This is a genomic window from Actinoplanes sp. NPDC049681 (assembly GCF_044465265.1).
In the GTDB taxonomy this organism is placed as follows: Bacteria; Actinomycetota; Actinomycetes; order Mycobacteriales; family Micromonosporaceae; genus Actinoplanes.
In genome coordinates, this window is the sequence record NZ_JBITLP010000009.1 from 221,584 (window position 1) to 245,166 (window position 23,583).

The 23,583-nt window shown below is 72.0% G+C and carries 23 protein-coding genes; 18 read left to right on the top strand and 5 right to left on the bottom strand.

Features of this window, described 5'->3' with window-relative positions; genetic code table 11:
- Positions 1-5 precede the first annotated feature (5 nt).
- Together ACIBO8_RS30970 and ACIBO8_RS30975 are read left to right on the top strand one after the other, a co-directional pair.
- A complete protein-coding gene (locus ACIBO8_RS30970; protein WP_396118918.1) occupies positions 6-2,987 on the top strand; it encodes a heparin lyase I family protein in 2,982 nt (993 codons plus the stop codon).
- Positions 2,988-3,134: 147 nt separating this feature from the next.
- Positions 3,135-4,646, top strand: coding sequence for a diguanylate cyclase domain-containing protein (locus ACIBO8_RS30975; RefSeq protein ID WP_396118920.1), 1,512 nt, complete (start codon positions 3,135-3,137; stop codon positions 4,644-4,646).
- 19 nt (positions 4,647-4,665) lie between these two features.
- Here the strand turns inward: ACIBO8_RS30975 and ACIBO8_RS30980 are convergent, their stop codons facing one another.
- Positions 4,666-5,103: a MarR family winged helix-turn-helix transcriptional regulator gene (locus ACIBO8_RS30980; RefSeq protein WP_396118921.1), complete on the bottom strand. Its 438-nt coding sequence runs from the start codon at positions 5,101-5,103 to the stop codon at positions 4,666-4,668.
- 89 nt (positions 5,104-5,192) lie between these two features.
- Between ACIBO8_RS30980 and ACIBO8_RS30985 the strand changes: the two genes are divergently transcribed.
- The 10 genes from ACIBO8_RS30985 (at position 5,193) to ACIBO8_RS31030 (ending at position 15,146) form a co-directional block, all read left to right on the top strand.
- Positions 5,193-5,819 (top strand): FMN-dependent NADH-azoreductase, encoded by a 627-nt coding sequence (locus tag ACIBO8_RS30985; RefSeq protein WP_396118922.1) that lies wholly within the window; start codon positions 5,193-5,195, stop codon positions 5,817-5,819.
- A 273-nt stretch (positions 5,820-6,092) separates the two neighbouring features.
- Positions 6,093-6,263, top strand: a complete 171-nt coding sequence (locus tag ACIBO8_RS30990; RefSeq protein ID WP_396118923.1) for a hypothetical protein — start codon at positions 6,093-6,095, stop codon at positions 6,261-6,263.
- Positions 6,264-6,460: 197 nt separating this feature from the next.
- Entirely contained in the window at positions 6,461-6,727 is a 267-nt protein-coding gene (locus ACIBO8_RS30995) for a hypothetical protein (RefSeq protein ID WP_396118924.1), read from the top strand.
- 172 nt (positions 6,728-6,899) lie between these two features.
- The gene (locus ACIBO8_RS31000; RefSeq protein WP_396118925.1) at positions 6,900-7,679 is read left to right on the top strand and encodes a thioesterase family protein; all 780 of its coding nucleotides are present in this window, start codon (positions 6,900-6,902) and stop codon (positions 7,677-7,679) included.
- 61 nt (positions 7,680-7,740) lie between these two features.
- A complete protein-coding gene (locus ACIBO8_RS31005) occupies positions 7,741-8,505 on the top strand; it encodes a FadR/GntR family transcriptional regulator (protein ID WP_396118926.1) in 765 nt (254 codons plus the stop codon).
- Positions 8,456-9,871 carry a hypothetical protein gene (locus tag ACIBO8_RS31010; RefSeq protein ID WP_396118927.1) on the top strand — a complete coding sequence of 472 codons (1,416 nt, stop codon included), beginning with the start codon at positions 8,456-8,458 and terminating at the stop codon, positions 9,869-9,871. Before ACIBO8_RS31005 ends, ACIBO8_RS31010 begins: the two co-directional genes overlap by 50 nt.
- The gene (locus tag ACIBO8_RS31015; protein ID WP_396118928.1) at positions 9,864-11,813 is read left to right on the top strand and encodes a GMC family oxidoreductase N-terminal domain-containing protein; all 1,950 of its coding nucleotides are present in this window, start codon (positions 9,864-9,866) and stop codon (positions 11,811-11,813) included. Before ACIBO8_RS31010 ends, ACIBO8_RS31015 begins: the two co-directional genes overlap by 8 nt.
- A gap of 1,015 nt (positions 11,814-12,828) precedes the next feature.
- The gene (locus ACIBO8_RS31020; protein WP_396118929.1) at positions 12,829-13,866 is read left to right on the top strand and encodes a response regulator transcription factor; all 1,038 of its coding nucleotides are present in this window, start codon (positions 12,829-12,831) and stop codon (positions 13,864-13,866) included.
- 171 nt (positions 13,867-14,037) lie between these two features.
- A complete protein-coding gene (locus ACIBO8_RS31025) occupies positions 14,038-14,790 on the top strand; it encodes an FHA domain-containing protein (RefSeq protein ID WP_396118930.1) in 753 nt (250 codons plus the stop codon).
- A complete protein-coding gene (locus ACIBO8_RS31030; RefSeq protein WP_396118931.1) occupies positions 14,787-15,146 on the top strand; it encodes a hypothetical protein in 360 nt (119 codons plus the stop codon). The genes ACIBO8_RS31025 and ACIBO8_RS31030 overlap by 4 nt, the downstream gene beginning before the upstream one ends.
- A gap of 73 nt (positions 15,147-15,219) precedes the next feature.
- Here ACIBO8_RS31030 and ACIBO8_RS31035 read toward each other — a convergent pair whose 3' ends face one another.
- Positions 15,220-15,873 (bottom strand): DUF4232 domain-containing protein, encoded by a 654-nt coding sequence (locus ACIBO8_RS31035; protein ID WP_396118932.1) that lies wholly within the window; start codon positions 15,871-15,873, stop codon positions 15,220-15,222.
- A 99-nt stretch (positions 15,874-15,972) separates the two neighbouring features.
- On the bottom strand, positions 15,973-17,802 hold the full coding sequence (locus ACIBO8_RS31040; RefSeq protein WP_396118933.1) for an arabinofuranosidase catalytic domain-containing protein: 1,830 nt from the start codon (positions 17,800-17,802) through the stop codon (positions 15,973-15,975).
- Positions 17,803-18,113: 311 nt separating this feature from the next.
- On the opposite strand from ACIBO8_RS31040, the gene ACIBO8_RS31045 reads away from it, so the two are divergent.
- The 5 genes from ACIBO8_RS31045 (at position 18,114) to ACIBO8_RS31065 (ending at position 21,591) form a co-directional block, all read left to right on the top strand.
- Positions 18,114-18,857: a hypothetical protein gene (locus ACIBO8_RS31045; protein ID WP_396118934.1), complete on the top strand. Its 744-nt coding sequence runs from the start codon at positions 18,114-18,116 to the stop codon at positions 18,855-18,857.
- A gap of 98 nt (positions 18,858-18,955) precedes the next feature.
- Positions 18,956-19,483, top strand: coding sequence for a SigE family RNA polymerase sigma factor (locus tag ACIBO8_RS31050; protein WP_396118935.1), 528 nt, complete (start codon positions 18,956-18,958; stop codon positions 19,481-19,483).
- Positions 19,480-20,133, top strand: coding sequence for a hypothetical protein (locus tag ACIBO8_RS31055; protein ID WP_396118936.1), 654 nt, complete (start codon positions 19,480-19,482; stop codon positions 20,131-20,133). Before ACIBO8_RS31050 ends, ACIBO8_RS31055 begins: the two co-directional genes overlap by 4 nt.
- A gap of 60 nt (positions 20,134-20,193) precedes the next feature.
- Positions 20,194-20,433, top strand: a complete 240-nt coding sequence (locus ACIBO8_RS31060) for a hypothetical protein (protein WP_396118938.1) — start codon at positions 20,194-20,196, stop codon at positions 20,431-20,433.
- 27 nt (positions 20,434-20,460) lie between these two features.
- On the top strand, positions 20,461-21,591 hold the full coding sequence (locus ACIBO8_RS31065) for an SPFH domain-containing protein (RefSeq protein ID WP_396118939.1): 1,131 nt from the start codon (positions 20,461-20,463) through the stop codon (positions 21,589-21,591).
- Between the two features lie 65 nt (positions 21,592-21,656).
- Here ACIBO8_RS31065 and ACIBO8_RS31070 read toward each other — a convergent pair whose 3' ends face one another.
- Complete coding sequence (locus ACIBO8_RS31070; protein ID WP_396118940.1) at positions 21,657-22,013, bottom strand: nitroreductase family deazaflavin-dependent oxidoreductase; 357 nt, start codon at positions 22,011-22,013, stop codon at positions 21,657-21,659.
- Positions 22,014-22,057: 44 nt separating this feature from the next.
- Complete coding sequence (locus ACIBO8_RS31075) at positions 22,058-22,366, bottom strand: ATP-binding protein (protein ID WP_396118941.1); 309 nt, start codon at positions 22,364-22,366, stop codon at positions 22,058-22,060.
- Positions 22,367-22,757: 391 nt separating this feature from the next.
- On the opposite strand from ACIBO8_RS31075, the gene ACIBO8_RS31080 reads away from it, so the two are divergent.
- A complete protein-coding gene (locus ACIBO8_RS31080) occupies positions 22,758-23,579 on the top strand; it encodes a hypothetical protein (protein WP_396118942.1) in 822 nt (273 codons plus the stop codon).
- The last annotated feature ends 4 nt before the right edge of the window (positions 23,580-23,583 follow it).

A 23,583-nucleotide genomic window follows, 5' to 3' on the forward strand; every position in this document is an offset into this window, starting at 1 on the left:
TTCTGGTGACCGGCATCGTGGCCGGCGCCATGGTGGCGGCAGGCGTGCCGATCGCCCTGGCCGGCACGCACGAGCCGGCCGCCACCGGTACCGGGCGTCCCGGGCTCCTGACCACCCTCGACTGGGAGAACGCCGCCGACCGCACGCTGCCACCGACCGGCTGGCACAAGCAGTACTGCTGCGACAAATCGCTCAAAGTCGTCACCGGACCCGCCCGCGACGGCGAGCACGCCGCCCAGTTCACCCTGGACCGCGGCGACCCCGACGTCTCGAGCAGTACGCGCAGCGAGCTCAGCCAGCCCGATCAGCAGGCCGCGGGGCTGGAACGCTGGTACGGCTTCAGCATCGCGCTGGCGACGGACTGGTCGCCCGACCGGTCCTCCGAGATCGTCAGTCAGTGGCACCAGCAGAGCAACAACGGCTCCCCGCCGCTCGCGCTGCTGACCAACAACGGGCACTGGAAGATCGACTTCCGGGGTGAGATGATCGACCTCGGGGCGTACCGGACCGGCGGCTGGACCGACTGGGTGTTCCATGTCGCCTGGCGTACGGACACCTCCGGAGTCCTCGAAGTATGGCGCGACGGGGACCGGGTGGTCAGCCGCACCGGCCGGACACACGACGACAGCGCCCACTCGCCGTACTTCAAGTTCGGCATCTACAAGTGGGACTGGGACGGCCGGCCGAAACCGTCCGACACCAGCCACCGCAGCATGGTCTACGACGCCCTGCGGATCGGCGACCAGCGGGCGGGCTACGCCAGTGTCGCCCCCGGCGCGACGGTGCCGCAGACACCGGCCCCCACCGCGACCACTGCGGCGCCGCCGCCCGCCTCCGACGCCGGATACACCGTGGTGCCGGCGACCCAGAAGGTCATGCGCAACGCCACGAGCGTGGCCGGCACGCGTACGGCCACGCTGGCCGGCGCTCGCAACGAGTTCGTCTCGTTCCAGGTCGTCCTCGCCGGCGGCCAGGAGCGCGTGACGGTCGCCCCGGGCCGGCCGCTGACCGGCACGGGCGGCACCATCCCGAACGCGAACGTCACGCTGTACCGGGAGGACTACCTCACGACCCGGCAGGCGTCCGCCGGCGGCCGGGCCGTCGGGGCCTGGCCGGATGCGCTGATCCCCGCGGTCGACCGGCTCTACGGCCAGCGCCGCAACGCCTTCCCGGTCGACGTCCCGCGCGGGCAGAACCGGGTGGTCTTCGCCGACGTGCTCGTTCCCCGCGACCAGGCCGCCGGCGGGTACGACGGTTCGCTGACGGTCACCGGCAGCCGGGGCCGGGCCGAGGTGCCGATCCACCTCGACGTCCGCGGTTTCACCCTGCCGTCCACCTCGTCCCTGCGGTCGCTGTGGAGCATCGGCTGGTCCGCCGGCTGCGACGCGCTCTACGGCTCGTGCGACGCCTGGTCCAGCGCGGCGAACCTGCAGCGTGCCTGGCGCACGAACGCGGACTTCGCCCGGCTGGCGCTCGACGACCGGATGACGATCGCCAACGCGCAGTTCCAGCCACCGACCGCAGGCGCGCAGCGGGCCGCCTTCGACACGTACCTGCTGCCCCTGATCAAGGGCACGGCGAACACCCAGCTGCCGGGCGCCCGGCTGACCACCGTCGCCGTCGACACCCGGCACCTGCCGGACTGGAAGACGGTCGCGGAAGCCGGCAGCTTCGCCGGCCGGGCGGTGACCTACGACGCGCACAACTGCGACGAGCCGGGCGACCGGGCGGCCAAGTGGAGCGCCTGCCGGAACGCCGTCACCGGATACAAGAGGACCTGGCCCGGGCTGCCCAACGTGATGACCGCCGACCTCGCGGACGCCGACCGGTACGACCCCCAGCACGCGATCACGGACGTGATCACCCCCGTGGTCGATCACCTCGACGAGAGTTCCGGCGACCAGCCGGCCGCCTACCGCGCCTTCACGGCGAAGCCCGGCAAGGAGATGTGGCTCTACACCTCCTGCGACGTGTCCGGGTGCGGCGGGGCGAACGAGAGGGACGCCAAGTTCGCGCAGCCGTGGCTCGACTACACGATCGACACCCAGGCGGCCCAGAACCGGGCGATGGGCTGGCTCGCCTACCGCTACCGGGCGAGCGGGGAACTGTACTACTCCACGACCCAGCAGCTGGCCACGGCCTGGACCGACCAGTGGGGCTTCGGCGGCAACGGCGACGGCACGCTGTTCTACCCGGGTACGACGTCCCGGATCGGCGGCACCACGCCGATCCCACTGGAGTCACTGCGGATGAAGATGATCCGCAACGGATACCAGGACTACGAATACCTGAGGCTGGCGGACAAGGCGGGCCACGCCGCCGAGGCACGGTCCGTGGCGGGCACCCTCTACCCGTCGACGCACGCGGCCGCCCCGGCCGCCGCCGCGATCGACACCGCCCGCGCCAAGCTGGCCGCCCTGATCGGCGGATCGGCTCCGGCCCCGGCACTCACGTACGACCTGACGAGGGCCGGCTCCGCGATCACGCTCAAGGGCGCCGACAACACCATGACCGCCCGGCTGTCCCGCGACGACCGGAATCTGCACCTCACCGCCACGGTCACGGACGCAGCCGTGCTCCCCTCCGGGGCCGGGCGCGACGGTGAGGTCTGGAACGGCGACGGCATCGAACTCATGATCGACCGCAACACCACCCGGCCCGCCCTGGTGGACCCGGACGACTACCACCTGCTGGTCAGCGCGACCAACGCCCTGACCGACGAGCGGGGGTCGGCGGCCGGCTGGGACCGGAGCTGGAACGCCGGCGCCACGTCCCAGGTCAGCCGCACGAGCACCGGCTACACCGTTGAGCTGACCGTCCCGTGGTCCGCGATCGGGGGCGTGCCCCGTACCGGCTCCTCCTTCGGCCTCGACCTGGCGAACAACGACACGGACAGCGACCAGGCGGCCAAGCCCGTCTCGTACGACTGGGCAGGCCTGACCCGATTCGCGCAACCGGCGCTGTGGGGCACGGCCCGGGTGCGCTGAAGGACCGCGCCGCGGCCCCGTCCCGTCAGGGGCGGGGCCGTTGCCGTGCGCACGCTTTCCTCAGGTGGCTCGCCGCCCGTCCGATCGCTGATTCAGCAAGTCCCGCTGGACCCGGCCGTCGTCGCGAGCTCCCGGAGGAACACCGGCATGATCAAGGCAGTGATCCGCACCGTCTCCGGTGTGCGCGGGAACCCGTGGCGCCTGGTGGCCGGCGGACTGTGCCTGGTGTACCTGGTACCGGTGGTGCGCGTGATCATCGGGCGTGACGGCGGGACACCTCCGGAGCTGATCGTGGGTCCGTTCCTGCTCGGTTACACCGTCCTGGCGGCCGTGCTCGCGGGGTGCGCGGCCACGCGATCGGGCTTGGACCGGCGTACCCGCGCCGCATGGGGCCTCACCGCGGTGAGCTTCGCCATGCTGGGGGCCGCAACGGTCGGCTTTCAGGTGTCCGGCACCCGCTTCCCCTCCGTCGGCGATGCCGTCCGGCTGGCCTTCGTCCCGGTGATGCTGGCCGGGCTCCTGTTGTTCCCGCTGCGGGCACGGACCGCCCGGCAGGGCCGCAAGCTGCTGATGGACGTCGCCACCGTGCTGGCCGGCGGATTTGTCGTGATGTGGCAGTTCACGCTCGGGCCGGCGCTGGCCGCCCGCGGGGTGCCCGCACACGTGACCCTGGTCGCCGTGGCCTACCCGGTGGGCGATCTCGCGCTGGCCTTCGGCGCGGCTGTCGTCCTTCTCCGGGGCGCGTCCGCAACCCTCCGGCGCCCGCTGACGATGCTGGCCACCGCGATGGGCCTGTTCATCGTCGGGGACGCCTACCTCGGCTACTCCCGCAGCGCGCACGCGGTCCAGCACTATCAGTATTGGCAGTTCATCTGCTGGCTGACCGCGTACCTGCTGATGGCGCTGGCGGCGGTCGAGCAGTGCCACACCGCCGGCCGGCACCGGGTGGTCGCGACCGGACAGGGACGGTCCCCGTCGGTCGCCGCCATGCCGTACGCCGCGGTGGGCGTCAGCTACCTCATCATGATCCTGGTAGCCGTACGGCAGCCGCTGTACCCCTGGGGCGGTCTCGTTCTGGGCTCCATGATGATCACCGGGCTGGTGGTGCTGCGGCAGGTCGTCGCGCTGCGCGAGAACCACGCCCTGGCCACCAGCGACTCCATGACCGGCCTGGCGAACCGGGCCCGGCTGCGCGACGAGCTCGGCCTCGCCCTGGCCCGTTCGCAGCGCTCCGGCCACCCGGTCGCCGTCCTGCTCATCGACATGAACGGCTTCAAACAGATCAACGACACCCTGGGGCACGAGGCCGGCGACGAGCTGCTGTCCGCGTACGCCGCGCTGCTGCGCCGCTGCGTGCTCGGCTCGGACACGGTGAGCCGGCTGGGTGGCGACGAATTCGCGATCGCCCTCGGCGGCCCGGGCACCGAGGAGAAGGCTCACGCCGTCGCCGAACGCATCCTGTCCGAGATGCGGAACCCCGTGCTGGTGGCCGGCGTTCCGATGCAGCCGCAAGCCAGCATCGGCATCGCGATCAGTCTGCCCGGGACCGACACCGTCAACGGACTCCTGCACCGCGCCGATCTGGCGATGTACGAGGCCAAGCGGTCAGGTGCCAGCACCTGGCGGCAGTACGACGGCGAGACGGTGCAAGCCGCCTGACGCCACCGCCGAGGCGAAGTCATCCGGGCGGGTTCGCCAGCACCTTCTCCAGCGCGCGGGCGACAGTGGCGGACTCCCGGGCCGTCATGCGCGACGTGAAGTGGCGATGGATGCCCTCCAGATACACGGGGGCAGCCGCGCGGAGGCGGGCACGGCCGGGATCGGTGATCGCCGCGAAGGCGGATCGCCGGTCGTCCGGGTTCGCCTCGCGCGCGACCAGGCCGGCCGCCACGAGCTGGTCGACGACGCGGCTGACCCGGGTGCGGCTCACCACCGCCCGCTCCCCCAGCTCCCCCATGCTGAGCCGGCGACCGGGCGCCGAGTTGAGCTCCAGCAGGACGTCGTACCAGGTCAACGGCAGCCCACAGGTGGCCTGCAGCTCCCGGTCGAGCCGCGGGACCAAGGCGGTGTGCACGCGCAGCAACGCCGCCCAGGCGGCCACATCGGTGTCGCTCATCACGTGATCCTACGCCATTCTTGTGCGTGCGCACGCATCGGAGTAAGAATGTGCGTGCGCACGCATATGGAATCGAAGGAGAACCCGCCATGACCAAGCTGCTGCACATCTCCGCGTCGCCCCGCGGGCCGCGCTCCGAATCGCTCGCCATCGCCACCACGTTCCTCGGCACCGCGCGCGACACGGACCCCGGCCTGACGATCGAGGAGTACGACCTGTGGGACGGCACGCTGCCCGCGTTCGGGCCCGACGCCGCAGCCGCCAAGATGGCCGTCTTCGCCGGCGAACAACCGCAGGGCACGGCCGCCGGCGCGTGGAACGCCGCCATCGAGACGTTCCGCCGCTTCGACGCCGCCGACCGTTACCTGTTCAGCGTGCCGATGTGGAACGCCGGGATCCCGTACATCCTCAAGCAATTCATCGACGTCGTCAGCCAGCCCGGCATGGTGTTCGGCTTCGACCCCACCGCGGGATACACCGGACTCCTGAAGGGCAAGCGGGCCGCCGTCATCTACACCAGCGCCGTCTACGGTCCGGGCCGTGGCCCCGGCTTCGGCTCCGACTTCCAGGCGCCCTACCTCGAGGACTGGCTGCGCTGGGCGGGTGTCGACGACATCCGCACCATCCACTTCCGCCCCAACCTCGCCACCGCCGACGCCGAGGAGGGTCGCCGGCTGGCTCACGCCCAGGCACGAGATCTCGCCAAGGTCTTCTGAGGCACGAGCTCCGGTCTCGCCGTCGCGGCCGTTCTCGGGGTGGCCACGCCGGCCTCCGCCCGCGCCGACGGTTGCCGTGGTCAGCGTCCGCTTCCCCGACCTGGCGCTGCCGGCCGGCCACGGCCGGGACTCGCATCTGCGCATCAAGGCCGACCGCGTGGCGTCGCTCACGAATCCCCGGCTCATCCACCGGCTCACCGGCCTGCCCGGCGTCAGCCTCTTCGAGGCGGAGGGGTCGAGCAGCTGCACCGGCGACCCCGAGGTGCAGTTCCAGTGTGCCCACCGGGACTGGATGCCGCGGCCGGCACGGTGGGCGGCATCACCGCGACGTTCTTCGCGGACCGGGTCGCACCGGTCAGCGCCACCAGCACGGTCACCATCGCCGAGCCGGTCGAGCTCGGCGCGAGCATGAGCCCCGGCGACGTGCAATCGGGCAAGTCGTAGGTGGCCAAGCTCCGGCTCGCCAACAGCGGCACCACGGTGGTGCACGGAGTCTCACTCGCCGGCAGCACCGATTACGCGTTCCAGACGCCGGAACGGTTCAGCGATTGCCGGAACCGCGGGCGGCGTCGCGAGGGTCTGCACCCTCGAGGACGACCTCAAGCCGGGACGCCTCCACGAGACGGACATGGCGTTCCAGCATGGCCTGGCCGCCGGGCATCGCCTCGCCGATCCGCGGCAGCGGACCTAAGCTCGCGCTGAAGGACGTCAGCTGGCACCCCGAGCCGGTCGTCGTAGGACCGCCGCAGGCCGATTTCCATCCGCAGAACAACACCGCAAGGCTGAGGGTCACCGCTGCCGGCAAGCACCGCACCGACCTGGTCGCGCTCGGCGAAGCGGTGCACGGGCGCGCCGGCGAGAGGAGGAGGCGACCATCGGCGTCCGCAACAACGGGCCGTCCAGGCTGAACTGGGCGCACCGCAGCGGATCCCCCGCGTACGTGGTACTGACGATCCCTACCCGGGTGCGTTCCTCGTCGCGGCCGGTGCCGCCGGATTCCACCTGGCGCGTCACCGGCGCATCCGCTTCAAGGCCGACATCGTCGACGTCCGTGAGGTTACCGGTGGGTAGGATCGCGGCGTGTCGTTCTATCGCCAGGTGGCCGAGGATCGGTTCGAGGCAACGCCGCTCACCCGTGGACCGTGGGATGCCGCTTCCCAGCACGCCGGCCCGCCCGCCGCGCTGATCGGCCGGGCCGTCGAGCGCCGGCCGGGTGCGCGCGCCGACGCCCGGGTCGCCCGGCTCACCTTCGACATCGCCCGGCCCGTACCCATCGGACCGCTGACGATCAGCACACGGGTGGTGCGTGCAGGTCGCAGCGTGGAGGTGGTCGAGGCGGAGCTGACCCCGGACGGCGGGCCGGCAGCGATGCGCGCCACGGCGGTGCTCATCCGCACCGCCGAGCGGGCCGCGCCCGGCGTGCCCGGCGCCGCACCGCCGCCCGGCCCGGAATCCGCACCGGATCGGCCGTTCTTCCCGGTGCCCTACGACGAGGGCTACCACACGGCGATGGAGACCCGGTTCGCGGCGGGATCGTTCCTCGAGCCGGGGCCGGCGACGTGCTGGATGCGGATGCGGGTGCCGCTGGTGGACGGTGAGACGCCGAGCCCGCTGACGCGCGTCCTGGTCGCCGCCGACTCGGGTAACGGCGTCAGCAATGTGCTGGACTTCCGGACCCACCTGTTCGTCAATACCGACCTGGACGTGCATCTGCACCGCTACCCGGCCGGCGAGTGGGTCTGCCTGGACGCGCGTACCGTCATCGAGGCCGACGGCATCGGGCTCGCGGACAGCGCCCTGCACGACGAATCGGGCAGCCTCGGCCGGGCGGCCCAGAGCCTGTTCGTCGCCGCCCGGTAGCGCGCCCGGGAGATCGCGGCCACCCATTGACGAGCATGCACGTCTCTGACACTGTGGTCGAGTGGCTGATCCACCGATCCACTCGCCCATTGCGCGCAGCTCCGTCGTCGACGAACTGGTCGAGCGGCTGCGCGCCGACGTGCTCGCCCAGCGGTACGCCGCCGGCAGCCTGCTCCCGCCCGAACGGGAGTTGGCCGCGGGCTACGGGGTGACCCGTACGTCGCTCAAGCACGCCCTGGTCCGTCTCGTGGAGGCGGGCCTGCTGGAGACCCGCCACGGGATCGGCACCCGCGTCCGCGACTTCCGGCGTACCGCGGGCCCCGATCTGCTGCCCTTCCTGGTGTCGCTGGACGGGCCGAGCTGGCTGACCGAGGTGTTCGCCGTGCGCCGTGAGATCGGCTCGCTGATCGCGACCCACGCCGCCGAGCACGCGGGCGAGGCGGACCGCGAGCGGCTGGCCCGGCTCCGCGACGCGATCGCCGCCGCGCCGGGTCCGGGCCCGGCTCAGCGGGCCGAGGCCGAGGTTCATCGCGCTCTCGCCGCAGCCTCCGGCAACCGGGTGTACGAGCTGCTGGTCAACTCTCTGCTGCGGGCCTACGACGACGTACGGGAACTCTTCGCCGGCCCGTTCGCCGATGCCGCCGCTGCCGCGCGGCGGATCACCCCGCTGGTGGAGGCCGTCCGATCCGGAGACCCGGCAGCGGCACACGCCGCCGCCGACGCCTACTACCTCGTCACCGAACGACTCATGCTGGGAGGCGACGGTGTTCACGACGATGCGAGAAGTGATGACCGGGGCGGTACGGCTGAGCGGGGAGACCGCTGAGCGGCCCATCACGCTGAGCCTGCGCTTCACCGCACCGGGCGCCCTGCACCCCCTCGTCGACCTGCGGGCCGGGGCGACCGGCCGGGTACGGATAACCGGGTTCGCCGACGATCCCGCGGCGACCGGCAGCATGGAGATCGCTCCGTTGCGGGCCGGCCGGATCGGCTACCGGCTCGCCTTCACCGCGCTCGACGGAAGGCGGCTGCGGCTCGACGGCGGCAAGGCGGTGACCGTACGCCATCCGCTGATGAGCATGACCAGGCTGACCGCCCGGCTGCTGGACGCCGACGGGACCGTCGTGGGCGACGCCCGGCTGGTGTTCGACCTTCGCCGTGATCTCCTGCCGTTCCTGTCCAGCATGCGGCTGAGCCGCGGACGACGGCCCTGGCCGGCGGCGCCGGGCACCCGGGGCGCGCCGCTCCCCCGGCCGGACGACCTGCTGCCGTCCCGGTGGCGGGGTCAGCCCGGGCGGCTCGAGGTCTGGTACGCGACCGTCACCGACCCGAAGACCGGCACCGGCGTCTGGCTGCACCACGAGCTCGTGGCCCCGGCCGACGGCTCCCCCGCTCGGGCACACGGATGGGCCGCGGTCTTCCCGAGTGACGCCGCACCGGTCTGGGAACGCTTCGGCCCGGTCCCCTGGCCCGCCGAGCGCCCGGGCACCGGGTTCGACGCCGGCGGAATCACGGTCACCGCGCAGGAGCTGGCCGGCGCGGCCGGTGACCTGAGCTGGCGGCTGCGGGTCACCGGCGCCGGCGCACCGATGTTCACCTTCCCCCGCTGGGCCTGGCACCGCGAGCTGCTGCCGGCCGCCCAGATCCTCCCCGTGCCGACGGGACGGTTCACCGGGACGATCCAGGTAGGAGAGCGGGAGCTGGCTCTCGCCGACGCACCGGGGAACGTCGCCCGCATCTACGGCCACGGCAACGCCCGCCGGTGGGCCTGGCTGCACGCCGACCTCGGCGACGGCGACGTGTGCGAGGTGGTGGCGGCCGTCTCCACCCGGCCGGGACTCAACCGGCTGCCCGCCCTGCCGTTCGTCCGGCTGCGCGTCGGCGGCGCCGAGTACCCGGCCGGCGATCCATTGCTGGCGGCGCTGCGTTTCCGCGCCCGCCTGGGACGGCCGCACTGGACGGTCACCGGACGCGGCGGCAACCACCGGATCTCCGTAGCCGTGACCATGCCGCCCGAGCGCACCGTCGCCGTGCCGTACGCCGACCCGGACGGGGCTCCGGCGGTCTGCCACAACTGCGAGGTGGCCGACGCCGTCGTCCTGCTGGAACGGCGCCACCGCCGCGGCTGGCACGAGGAACGGCGCTGGAAGCTGACCGGGACCGCACACGCGGAGGTGGGCGAGCGTGACTGACCGCCTCGGCGCCCTGGCCGCTGCCCTGCTCGGGACCGACGCCGACGAGGGTCGCCGGATCGCCAGCCAGCTGACCCGGCTGGCGGCCGCCTTCCCCCGGCCCGTACGGCTCGGGCTCGGCGTCGCCGGTGGCGGGCTGGACCTGGCCGCCCGGATGCTGAGCGGCGAGTCGCTCGCCCGGCTCGACCCGTCCACCCGGGAGGCCGTCCTCACCGTTGTCAGCGGCCGGCCCGCTGGCCGGGCGCTGCTCGATGCGGTGAAGATGCCGCTGCTGCTGGCCGCGGCGGCGGGGCACCCCGAGCGTACGGCCCCGGCACCGGCCTCCCCACCGGCCCCCGAACCGGCGCTCACCTGCGTGGCCGTCGGCGATTGGCCCCGGCGCAGCCGTGCGGACGCCGTCGTGATCGGCTCCGGGGCCGGTGGCGCGATGGCGGCCCGTGAGCTGGCGCGGGCGGGACTGTCGGTGGTCGTCCTGGAGGAGGGCCGGCGGTTCACCGCGGCCGAGTTCCGCGAGCGGCCGCCGGCCGACCGTTTCGTGGACCTCTATCGCGACGGCGGCGCGACCTTCGCGCTCGGCAACCCGCCGGTGCTCCTGCCGCAGGGGCGCGGCGTCGGCGGCACGACGCTCGTCAACTCGGGCACCTGTTACCGCACACCGCAACGGGTTCTGCGGCGCTGGCGCGATGTGCACGGCGTCTCGCTGGCCGACCCGGCACGGTTCGCGCCGTTGCTGGACGAGGTCGAGGACACGCTGCGGGTGGCACCCCAGCCGCTGAACGGGCTGGGCCGCAACGGCGAGCTGGTGCTGGCCGGCGCCGCAGCGCTGGGCTGGAAGGCTGCGCCGATGCGCCGCAACGCCCCCGGGTGTGCCGGCTCCTGCCAGTGCGTCGTCGGCTGCCCGCGCAACGCCAAGAACGGCGTACACCTCAATGCCCTGCCACAGGCGTGCGCCGCCGGTGCGGTCGTGGTGACCGGCGCCCGGGTGGAGCGGATCGTCACGGCCCGCGGGCGCGCCGTCGGGGTGCGCTTCGGCGCACGGCTGATCGCCGCACCGCTCGTCGTGGCGGCGGCAGGGGCGGTGGAGACACCCCGATTGCTGGCCAGGTCGGGGCTGCACGGCCATCCCGGAGTCGGCCGCGGGCTCGCCGTGCACCCCGCCGTCAGTGTGGCCGGCCGTTTCAGCGAGCCGGTGACCGCCTGGCGGGGCGTCCTGCAGAGCGTCGGCGTCGAGCAGCTGCACGACGACGGCGTCCTCATCGAGGCCACCGCCGGTCCCCCGGGGCTGATGTCGTTCGTGCCACCCGGCATCGGAAGGGAGCTGCACGCCGAGCTCGCCTCCGCGGACCGGCTGGCGACCGTGGGGGCGATGATCGCCGACCGGCCCGGCGGCCGGGTCGGGGCCCGGCTGGTGCGCTACCGGCTGGCTGACGGCGACGCCGACCGGCTGCGGCTCGCCATCGTGGCCATCGGGGAGCTGCTGTTCGCCGCCGGCGCCGGCGTGGTCCTCACCGGACTCGGCCACCGCCCGTACGCGTACAGCCTCGCCGAGCTGCGCGACGCGGTCTCCACAGCCGATGCCCGGCAGCTGCACCTTGCGGCGTTCCACCCGACGGGCAGCGTGCGGATGGGCGCCGACCCCCAGCGGGCGCCGGTGGACCCGGACGGACGGCTGCGCGGCGTACGCGGGGTATGGGTGGCCGACGCGTCCGCACTGCCCGGCTGTCCGGAGGTGAATCCCCAGCTCAGCATCATGGCGATCGCCCTGGCCGTCGGCCGGGCGGCGGCAGCCGAGGCGCAGGGCTCACCTCGGTTGTCGTCGGGTGAGACGCGGCGGCAGGAACAGGCCCATGCCGGCCGCGCGCATGACGGCGGTGTCCCGGGTGCGGGCGCGGAACTTGACGCGGATCCGCTCGAGCACCGTGAGCAGCGCGAAGGCCGGTAGGTGCAGGCGGGCGGCGATGCGCTGCTGGGGCCAGCCGGCGAGCAGCATGCCGAGGATCGTCAGCTCCCGGTGGGTGAGGCCGTGCAGGTCGCCGGGGGGCGAGAGGAGCACGACCCCGCCGAGATGTCCGAGGGGCTGTTCCGGGCTGGCCAGGACGGTGGCCTTGAGATAGCCGCCGGAACGGCCGGCCGTGGTCACGAACGTGGCATGGATGTCGCGGGACTCCAGGCAGTCGACCGCCTCACGGACGACCGGCGAGCCCGGGGCCAGCAGCGGGTGGCCGGGCAGGCCGGGCAGTGGAGCGGTGTTGCCGGCGCGGGTGATGATGACGCCGGCGACCGCATCGGTGACCAGCGAGGCCAGGGCGGTCAGGGTGCGTAACGGGTCGACGGCGCGGGCGATCAGCGGGGCGAGCCCGGCGAGAACGCCGCAGGCGTCGTCGCCGAGAGGTGCGGTCTCTTCGGTGTGGGCGGAGAAGAGGCCGAGGTAGCGGCCGTCCGGGGTCACCAACGGGACGCCGATGCCGTTGCCGAAGCCGGCCGGTCGCAGGTACTCGACCCAGGCGGATATCTCGTCGGGCGGCACCGGAAGCTCGTGCAACTGCTGGGGCCGATATCGCTGGAGGATCCCGGCCAGTTCCAGGTCGTGGATCCGCGCAGGGGTGTCGAGATAACGCTCGACCTGGGCCGGGTAGCCGTAGCGGGCCAGCGACGGCACGGTCTGGCGTTCCGGGTCGAGCAGGTCCAGGTGAGCCGCATCGAAACGGACCAGCGGCTGCAGGATCTGCAGGAGCGTCCTGGCGCGTGCCACGAGAGGTGCCGGCCGGGCCCCGAGCGCCATGATGTCGGCGGCCAGCTCCGCGGGCGAGGGGCGATGTGCGTTCATGGCCTGGTCCTGTCCGATGGTCAGCCGAGTCCACAACCGGGTGTCAATCAGGCCTCATTAGGTTACTCCGACCGGAAGGTGCAAAAATGAGTAGCACCCACCGCCGCCGATGTCGTCTGGATGGTGAGACATGGTTGGGCTGCCTGCCTGCGCGCCGCAGGTGGCGGCTGAGATCGCCGGCATAGCGACCATCCCGGGCAGCATCGCCGACCGGGCCCAGGCACTGCTGGAACCATTGAAACGCATCGCTCCCTTCGACGGCGCGTTCATCACCCTGTTCGACGCCGAACACCGCCGGCATGTGCCGCTGGTTCGCCTGGGTTTCGACGCGGCGCGCGGGTATCTGGACAGTCCGGCCCTGGTCAGCGACCTGGAGCAGGTGGACCTGCACGGAAGTCACCGGCCGCTGCGGGTCAGCGACCTGGCGCCGATCCCGGACGAGCTGCCCCTGTGGGCCGAGTACCTGTATCCGGCCGGCTTTCGCGAAGGCCTCGGCAGCGGCCTGTACACCACAGACGGTCGCTTCCTCGGCCTGTTCACCATCAACACCGCGGATCCCCGGCCGGCCAGCGAGGCCACCTGCGCCCTGCTGCACATGGTCATGCCGCTGATCGCCGATGCGGTGGATCCGCTGCGCACCTTCGACGTCCTCGCCTCGGTGGTGACAGATGCGGTCGCCGGCGTGGTCGTCAGCCAGGACGGCGGCGCCACCGCGCTGCCCGGTCTACGCGGTCATGCCTTGCTGGCGCGCGGTGAGCCCGTACTGGCCGCCGCGGCCGCGCGGGTGGCCGACGGGCAGGTCCGGACCGCGTTCCTGTGCCGGCACGACGACGCGAGCGGGCAGGACCCACCGCTGCTGCGGGTCACCGCGTTCTCCTGTCCACCGCAGCCCGCGAGCCGCCTGCAGATGGTGGTGCTGCTGTCGCCACCACCGCCGTTGCACGGGCTGACGACGCGCGATTTGCAGATCCTCGGCCTGCTGATCGCGGGCGGCTCCCGGGCGCACATCGCGGCGACCCTGCACGTCCCGATCCGTACGATCGTCGCCGAGATCGAGCACATCCTGGTGAAACTGGACGCCTCCTCGAGGACCTTGGCCACGATGCGCGCCCAGCGTCAAGGCCTGTACATCCCGGCGGAACTCACGCGAGCCGGCGCCACGCCATGATCGCTCGTTCAGTCGAAGAGCCGCCCGAGAAGTGCTGACTGCCCGGCGGCGAGCACGTGCCGCTGGGCGAGCGGCGACCAGTAGCGCTCGCATGTCGCGCGCGATCGGTCCGCCCTGGTCAGGTTGTCGACAGATGCGTTCCTCCTGCCTGGTGGGCGCGCACTCTAAGGCATGGACCCGAGGTGGGGCGCACCGCATCGGCTGGTCGTGATCGACGGGCCGACGACGCACGCGGCGTGGGACATCCCGTTCGGCGACACCACCGTGGGCCGGGACAGTCCGGCCGGCCTCGTCACCGACGGCTCGGTCAGCCGCAGGCACATCCTGGTGACCCGGCACGGCGATCGGGTCGTGCTCCGGGATCTCGGCTCGACCAACGGCACGTGGGTGAACGACGACCGGCTGCGGGACCAGGCCCGGCCGCTGTTCCCCGGTGACACCGTGCAATTGGGCCACGTCCGGCTCCGGTACGACACACCGGCGCCGCAGCAGCCACAGCCCACACGGTTCGGCGACGTGCACGGACCGGTGAACACCGGCTCGGGCAACCAGTACGTGGCCGGGCGCGATCAGCACGTGGCCGGGCGCGACCTGCACATCGGCGACCGGATCACGCACACCAACGACTACGACGCCTCGGACGAGATGTTCCAGGGCAAGGGCTTCGGCCGCTTCCTGATGATCGTCGGCATGCTGCTCGCGCTCGGCGGATTCGCGCTGGTCGGTTACTTCTTCATGATCGCGTTCGGCTCCTCGATCGACGATCCGGTGGGACAGAACCCGATGGCGGCCGAGCTGGTGCCGGGGGTGCCCATCCTGCCGGTCGGCGCCGGCGCGTTCCTGCTCGGCGGCATCCTGGCGGGCATCGGCAGCGGCATGTCCAAGGCGGCCCGCAAACGTGAGGAACGGAGGGGCGGCGCATGAACACGTTCGGCAACGTCAACGGACCGGTCAATACCGGCTCGGGCAATCAGTTCGTCGCCGGCCGGGACCAGTACGTCGCGGGCCGGGACCAGACCATCGGCGGTGGCACGGCGGTGGAGCTGAACCGCCTCCGCGAGGCGCTGGACGAGCTCCGCCTGACCGGCGCGGAGCGCAAGGCGGCTGAGGCGCGGCTCGACGAGGCCGAGAAGGCGCTGCCGGACAAGGCCGCGGCGGCCTCGCATCTGCAGCGGTTCGTCGCCGGGCTGCGGGACGCCGGCGCCCTCGCCACCGCCGGAACCGCGCTGCTCACCTCGCTGCGCGCGCTCGGCGCGCTGGTCGGCCTGCCGCTGATCTGACGACCGCCGGTCGGCACCGCCGCCGGCGGACGCTCGACCGGCTGCGGCCGGAACTCGGATCCGGCCGCAGTCGTCACTCCCGGCCGGTGAGGCCGCGGACCACCGGGTGCACCTCGAACCGGGCGCAGCCGCCGGACCAGGGCACGGTCACCGAGCCGGTCTGCTTGGGCGGGCTGACCCGCAGCTCGGTCACCGGCTCGCAGGCGGTGCCGTCCTCGTTGGCGTTGAGGGTCTCGATCAGCGCCGTCGCGGTGTCGCCCTCGTGCAGCAGGTACGGCGAGATCTCGCCGCGCACACCACCGGCGTAGCCGCTCAGGGTCTGCCGCGCGGTCTGCGCCACGGTGCCGTCCGCGGCACGGCCCACGACGGTCGGGTAGCCCTTGATCCGGCAGGTCGCACCGGTGTTCCGGAAGTGCACCGCGGCGATGCTGTGCCCGGCGCCTCCGTCCGGAGCGTCGACCGTGATCTTCAGGCCGGAAGTCGTGCACGTGGGCGCGCCCGGGTCACCTCCGGTCGGCTTCGCCGGCGAGGTCTTCACCCCAGCGGGGGCCGATCCCTTGCGGGCCGGGGAGGCCGTGGACCCGCCCGCGGCCGCCGGAGCCGACGAGGAGGCCGTGGACCCCCCGGCAGCCGGCGGAGTCGACGAGGTGTCCTGACCGCACGCGGTGAGGGCGAGAAGCGCGGCGGTGCAGACGGCGGGGACGGCAAGCAAAGGACGCCAATTCATGGGATCGACCTTAGGAAGACAGCGGCCGCCTTCCATCCCCGCTTCGTGCCAGTCCGGTGAAGCCGGGGGTACGGGCCCGGCGCCCGTACCCCCTCTTCGTCAGCTCAGCGAGAACTTCTGGGCCGCCGAGCCGTTGCAGTCCCAGATCTGCAACCGGGTGCCGTTGCCGGTGGCGCCGTTGGGCGAGTCGAGGCATCGCCCGGACTGCGGGTTGCGCAGGGAACCGTCGGCCTGCTGCTGCCAGACCTGCCCGCCGACACCGTTGCAGTCCCAGAGCTCCACCTGGGTGCCGTTGGCCGTACCGTTGCCGTTGATGTCGAGGCAGCGGCCGAGCGTACGCAGTGAGCCGTTGGCGTTGTGGAACCAGTGCTGGTCCACCGCGTACGACTGGCAGTCCCACAGCTGCACGGCCGCACCGTTGCCGCCGGTGTCGTCGGCGGCGACGTCCACGCACTTGCCGGCGGGGCCGACCGTCGTGCCGCCGCCGTTGACGGCGAACTTCTGGGCCGCCGACCCGTTGCAGTCCCAGATCTGCAGCCGCGTGCCGTTGCCGGTGGCGCCGCTGGGCGAGTCGAGGCACCGGCCGGACTGCGGGTTGCGCAGCGAGCCGTCGGCCTGCTGCACCCACTTCTGGCCACCGACACCGTTGCAGTCGTAGAGCTCGACCTGCGTGCCGTTGGCCGTACCGTTGCCGTTGATGTCGAGGCAGCGGCCCAGTGTGCGCAGCGTGGTGTCGGCGAAGTGGGCCCAGTGCTGGTCCGACGCGTACGACTGGCAGTCCCACAACTGCACCGCGGCGAGATTCTGGCCGGTGTCGTCGGCGGCGACGTCGACGCACTTGCCGCCGGGGCCGGTGATCGTCCCCTTCGGGCCGTTGGGCACGTTGGTCTGTCCCGAGTAGCCCACGGACACGATGCTGGCCTGCACGGCGTTGTCGGCGGCGTCGGTCGGGTAACCGGAGGTCATCACGCCTTCGAAGAACGTACCCATGTTGCGGTTGCTGTTGTCACCGCCCGTGCCGAGGATGATCGACCCTTCCTGGTGCATCGGGATGTAGCCCCCGCGGTTGGGCAGGGCACCGTTCCACCAGGTGCTCAGGCCGCCGGACTGCGAGTTGCCGCCTTTGAGGGCGTACGTCGTCTGGCCGTTGTTCTTCAGAAGCGCCGTGACATAGGTGCTGTTGTTGCCGAGGTTCGCCGTGTTGGAGCCGTTGGCGCCCTGGAACATGCCGTTCTCCAGGTCCGCCTCCACCCACGGCCCGGACCCGGTGCACGGCGGGAAGTAGCAGGTCGTGGCGATGCTGACGGCGTCCATGTGCCCGTTGCCGGTGTCGGCGACCTGCGCCTCGGCATTGCCGTAGTCGAAGCAGCAGTCGGAGCCGACGTGCGTTCCACTGGCCACCATGTACATGCCCTCGGGGGCGCCGTTCTGGGCCACCCCGGAACCGACGTAGTGACGGTAACCGTGCTGGGGTGAGATCCAGATTCCGTACGCCTTGTGGCCGCCGGCCGTGATCGCGATCTCGCTCGCATCGGCGGGATAGTCGGCCGGCCCGGCGGTTCCGGCGGGCGACACGGTCAGATCGTTGTGCCGGGCACTCTGGTCGTAGATCTTCGTGATGCCGCACGTGGTGCCGTTGCAGAAGGCGTCGTGGTCACCGGCGTTGGCGTACCCGCCGGCGGCGAGCAGGCCGACGTCGTGGGTGGCGCGGTCGGAGGCGCGGGTGAGCTGATAGAGCGGTCCGGCGTACGCGGCGAACAACGCACGCACGGTGCTGTGGGCGGCGACGCAGGGCGTACCTGCCGCGCCGTAGATGTCACAGGGCAGGGACGTGGCGGCGGAGGCCGGGCCCGGCATGCCGAAGAGCGTGCCGAGGACGATGGCCAGCGCCGCGCCGATGGCGAGGAGCCGGGAGCGAGTTCTGCGCATGGGGATGCACTCCTGACGACCGTCTGCGCAGTGCCGGCATGGCAGACATTGACGGTGGTCGACCTTTTGAACGGGAAATTACGCTCGCTGGTCGATCCAGTCAATATGCGATTGCAAATGTTGCTTTTTGTTCGGTCCAGATTTCTGGGAAGTGGCGGCAACCCCGGCCCCCGAGGTGGCGTGTACCCAGGTGTGCAGGTCGCTCATGGGTCCGCTCGGCCGGCGGGCGCGGCGACCGGCACAGCGTTGGCGGATACCGGTGAAGCCAGCGCCGGATGTGCACTCTCCCTGACTCACGAAGAGGTTCTCTGATGCGTTTGCGTGCTCACTTGTTCGCCGTGGCCGCCGGTGCCGCCCTGTTCGGCCTGGCGGCGTGCGACGGCCAGGATGCCGTTGCCCCCCAGGCAGCCCCGGCGCCCTCGGCGTCCGTCGCCGCCGGCCCTGCCCCGAAGACCGGCACCTCGCCCATCGTCAGTACGGCCGGGAACGGCGGCAGTGCCCGTACCGCCGGAACCAGTGGTTGCCCGGTAAGCGCGACGACCCTGCAGCGGGCGGCGCACCTGTCCGACGGCTGGCGGATCAAAGCGTCCAGCATCCGCTGCGCGAAGGGCTGGGCCACCGCCGAGCCCCTCGCCCCCACCGCCGCACAGCAGGGCGACGGCGTCATCCTGTTCAAGTACACCGCCGCCACCCACACCTGGAAGAAGAAGGCCGAGGGCAGCTCACTCGACTGCGCGGCGCTCGGAGTGCCGGCCGGTGCGACCGCGACCCTGGGGGCCTGCGCGCACTCCGCGCCGAGCGACGACGGTTGCCCGGTGAGCGCCACCACCCTGCAGCGGGCGGCGCACCTGTCCGACGGCTGGCGGATCAAAGCGTCCAGCATCCGCTGCGCGAAGGGCTGGGCCACCGCCGAGCCCCTCGCCCCCACCGCCGCACAGCAGGGCGACGGCGTCATCCTGTTCAAGTACACCGCCGCCACCCACACCTGGAAGAAGAAGGCCGAGGGCAGCTCGATCGACTGCGCCACGTACGGCCTCTGTTCCCACCAGGATTGATCCGTCGTGGTGGCCCGCCCGGGCGGGCGGGCCACCCCTGCGGGTGCGGAGCTTCGGTACAGTGCCGCCGATGAAAAGATCTTGGGGGCGGGCCAGGCGTGGATGATGCGGTTGCTGCTGACTTCAGCGACTTCGTCCGTACGCGTACGCCGGCCCTGCTGCGCACCGCGTTCCTGCTCACCGGCGATCGGCACCTGGCGGAGGACCTGGTGCAGGACGCGCTGGCCCGCACGCACCGGGCGCTGCGCAAGCTGGCCGACGAGGGGCATTTCGAGGCGTACACCCGCACGGCGATGTACCACCTGCACATCAGCCGGTGGCGCCGCCGGCGGTTCGCCGAGTCACTGCCCGGCGAGCTGCAGGACGCGCCGCACCCCGCCGGCGACCACAGCGACCGCGTCGACCTGCAGATCAGCCTGCATCAGGCGCTGGCCCGGCTGACCCGCCGGCAACGCGCCGTCCTGGTGCTTCGTTACTTCGAGGACCGCACCGAGGCCGAGGCGGCCACCCTGCTGTCCTGCTCGATCGGCACCGTCAAGAGCCAGACCAGCAAGGCGCTGGCCCGTCTGCGCACCATCGCCCCTGACCTGCTCGAATCCTCGGCGACGAAGGGAGCAGCCCGATGAGCGACGACGACCTGCATCACCTTCGCCGGACCATGGCCGACCTCGCGGAGCACGGCGGCACCAGCGATCTGTACGAACGGACGCTGCGGACCTCCCGCCGGCTCGCCCGCCGCCGCGCCGTCGTATCGGGCACCGCCCTGGCCGCGGCGGTGCTCGCCATCGGCGTACCGATCGCCCTGGTGCATCGCCAGCAGCCCCCGGCGACCCCCGCCGCGCCCGCCCCGAGCCTCAGCACCGCGCCCAGCACGGCGAATCCCCTCCACCGGGCCACACCCCCGAGCAGGCCGGCCGCACCCAGGACCAGCACGACGACCCCGACGACACCCGCCACCCACAACCAGGCAACCAGCCGTCCGCCGTCGTCGTCCCCGGCGGTCACGGACGGCTGCCCGGTCAAGGCGCCCACCCTGCAGGAAGCGGCCCACCTCGACGCCGGCTGGCGGATCAAGGCGTCCAGCATCCGCTGCTCCCAGGGCTGGGCCACCTCCGAGCTCACCGCACCCACGCCCGAGCAGCAGGGCGACGGCCTCGTCCTGTTCAAGTACGACGCGACCACGAAGGCCTGGAAGAGGAAGGCCGAGGGCAGCTCGTTCTCCTGCTCCGAGTACGGCATCCCCAAGAACACCGGGTTCTGCACCGCCGAAGGCTGACTGATCACTTCTCCGCACGGCGGCTGTCCAGCGCTGGCATCCGAGGCGCACAATGCAGCCGTGGCGAGGCAGACGGTGGTCGGCAAGGTGGGAACCGTGAGCATCGGGATCCGCGGCGGCGACCTCCCCGGGGAGGTCCGGGTCGTGGTGGAAGGGATCGCGCACTACTACCTCGGGTACGCCGCGACCGCGCTGGCCGCCGGCACGGAGGTCCTCGTCATCAACAACCGTGGCGCACGTCAGGTCGACGTGGAGCCATGGCCGTCTGTGCCGCGGACGGTTTCGCCCGAGGCTTCCTAGAAGGGCTCTAACGTGTTCGGTTATCGGGTGCCCGCCCCCAACGAAGCACTTCTGATCAGCGGTCGGAAGCAGCGTGGGGCGGACGCGTTGCCGTTCAAGATCGTCACTGGGCACGGCGTCTTCGTCCCGCCCGTCATCTCCAAGGCCACCCGCCTCACCCTCGCCATGCAGGAGGCCGAGGTGATCGAGGACTGCTACACCAAGCAGGGCCTGACCCTCGCCGTGCAGGCCGTCATCGCGTTCAAGGTCGGCGACGACCACGAGTCCATCGCCGCCGCCGCGCGCCGCTTCCAGGGCGACCAGCGGCAGATGCCCACCCTGGTCGGCCGGATCTTCAGCGGCCACCTGCGCAGCATCATCGGCAGCATGACCGTCGAGGCGATCATCCGCGAGCAGCAGACCCTCGCCGACGCCATCGTCGACGCCAGCAAGACCGAGATGGCGCGGATCGGCCTCGCCGTCGACTCCCTGCAGATCAGCAGCATCGACGACAAGGGCGTCGGCTACATCCAGGCGCTCGCCGCCCCGCACCAGGCGAAGGTCAACCAGGACGCGGCGATCGCCCAGGCGGCGGCCGATCAGGCGAGCGCGATGGCACAACAGGAAAGCGCCCGGTTCCAGGCGGAGTACGCCCGGCAGACGGCCATCGCCCGAGCCCAGTACCAGGCGGAGATCGACCAGGCTCAGCAGACCGCCGCCCAGGCCGGCCCCCTGGCCGCCGCCCGGGCCCAGCAGGACGTGCTGGTCGAACGGTCGCTCGTCGCCCAGAAGAACGCCGAGCTACGCCAGGCCGAACTGATCGCCGAGGTGGTCCGCCCCGCTGAAGCAGAGGCCGCGCGGATCCGCACCCTGGCCCAGGCGGAGGCCGACGCCACCAAACTGTCCGCCGAGGCAGCGGCCGCGCAGGACCGGATCGCCCTGGACCAGATGGTGATCCAGCAGCTGCCGGAACTGCTCCGAGCCGCCGCCCAGGGCCTGCAAGGCGCCAACGTCACCGTGCTGGACGGCGCCGAAGGCCTGAACAGCGTGGTGGCGTCGCTCGCGGCACAGGGCACGGCGATGCTCGAGACGATCCGCGCGGGCCTGCGCGCGAACCCGCCCGGCACCGACGTGGCGCCGCTCAACGGCAACCGGGTCGAGACGCGCCAGAACGCCTGAGCGGTTCGCGGCATCCTCCCGACCCGGGCCCCGGCGGGGGATGCCGCACCGGCCGGCACGGTTCGTCAGCCAAGCTCGATTTCCACCAGAGGGCTTCCGTCGAGCCAGCTCCCCAGGCTCCCGGCGCCGTTCAGGGCCGCCACTATCTCACCGAGTACGCGTGCGCGTTCGCCGGGATCGGTCACCGGGCGCGCTCGTGCCGCAACGTCCATACCGTTCAGATGCAGCGTGAACGCCGGCTCGGCGAGCAGGTTGGCGTACCAGTCGCGGGAGCCCGGGCTTCCGGTCAGCCAGTAGCGTCCCGCGGCGCGGTAGCGCCACGTCTCGATCCGCCGCGGCTGCCCGCTCCGGCGTCCCGTCGTGGTGATCTCGATCGTCCGCTGCCGGTCCAGCGCTTGCCGTACGTCATCCGTCACCGTCACGCACCCATGCTCGTACCTGAAGTGGACTTCAGGTCAAGGTGCGTTCAGCCCGGCGGGAGAAGGTAGCGCAGCAGCACGCTCGTGCCGGCCGGGCTCGTACTGACGTGTACGCCGGCGCGCACTTCGCGCGCGAGCCACAATCCTCGGCCGGCTCCGGGACCCGCCCGCGGCTCCGTCGGGCCCGTCCCGCCCGCGATGCCCCGCCCGTGGTCGCTGATCCGGGCCAGCAGGGCGCCGCCGGTGCACCAGATCCGCTGCCGTCCGCTACCCCCGCCGTGACAGACCGCATTGCTCATCATCTCGCTCACGGCCAGCAGGAACCGGTAGCGGTGGAACTCATCGGCCAGGTGCACGCAGGTACAGGCGGATGGAGCTGCGTCAGGCCGGCGGCCCGCAGCTCACGCCGGATGTCGGGGTCGGCCGCCACGATGTCCATGTGCACTCCGACCCGGCGCGCGCGCCGTGTCACCGGCCACCATGTCGCACCGCACCGGTTCCTGCACCGCGACACCCTTCCGCTCACAGGTCAACCCGGACGAGCGTGGGCGCGCGTCGACGCCATGGGGATACCGCTGAAGCCTGCCAAGTCACTTCCGTCACCGCGCCTGACGGCCCGCCGCCGGTGTGATTTTTACCTTCTTGACGTCGCCCGATTCATGCCTAATCCTTCATAAGTTCGATTCGCCCGGTATGCCTGAAGCGCGCAGCCCGTCCCCCTCGCCGGCACCGCTAGGAGCCCCCCAGATGACCTATGCCCTCGACGACGCCACCATCGGTGACCTCTGCGCGGAGGCGCTCAGGGAACACGCGTCGGAGAACCGTTTCGTCGCCCTCGCCCTCGCCTCGCACGACCCGCTGGCGGACGTCGCGCGGACCGTCGAGCGGATCGTGTTCGAGGAGTCGTTCGCGCTGGACGAGGCCGCGATGCTCGCCGAGTACACCCCGTACGAGGAGCAGAGCTACTTCTTCCTGGTGCTCGACCGGGAGACCGGGCTGCCGGCGGGCGCCGCACGGGCCATCGAGGGCGGCGGCAAGACGCTGGATGATGCGCCCGGTCTGATCGGCGTGTCGCTGTCCGAGATCGTCGAGGCGCACGGCATGCACGACGGCGGCAAGATCTGGGACTACGCGACGCTCGCGGTGCTCCCCCGCTACCGCGCCGATCGCAACGGCCTCACCGTCAGCAGCATGCTCTACCGTACGTTCATCAACGCGGGTCACCGCTGGAACGTCCGGCACGTCGTCTGCATGCTCGACTCGGCCGCCTTCCGGAACCTCGACATGCTCGGTGTCCGGTTCGTGGCGATGGCCGGTTCCCCGCCCTTCGAGTACCTCGGCTCGCCCGCGAACCGCGCGCTGTACATCCCGTTCGAGGAGATCGCCCGCTCGATGGGCGACATGGCCGAGCTGCTCAGCCAGCCCGAGGTGCCGGACGCCAACGGCCGCCGCCGGCCCGGGGCCCGCCGCCTCACCCAGCGCATGGCCGCCCAGGTCTCCTCCGGCGACGGCCTCGACCCGCACATCGACATGCCGGGCTTCGAGCGGCGGCTGCACCCCCGCTCCTGACGCC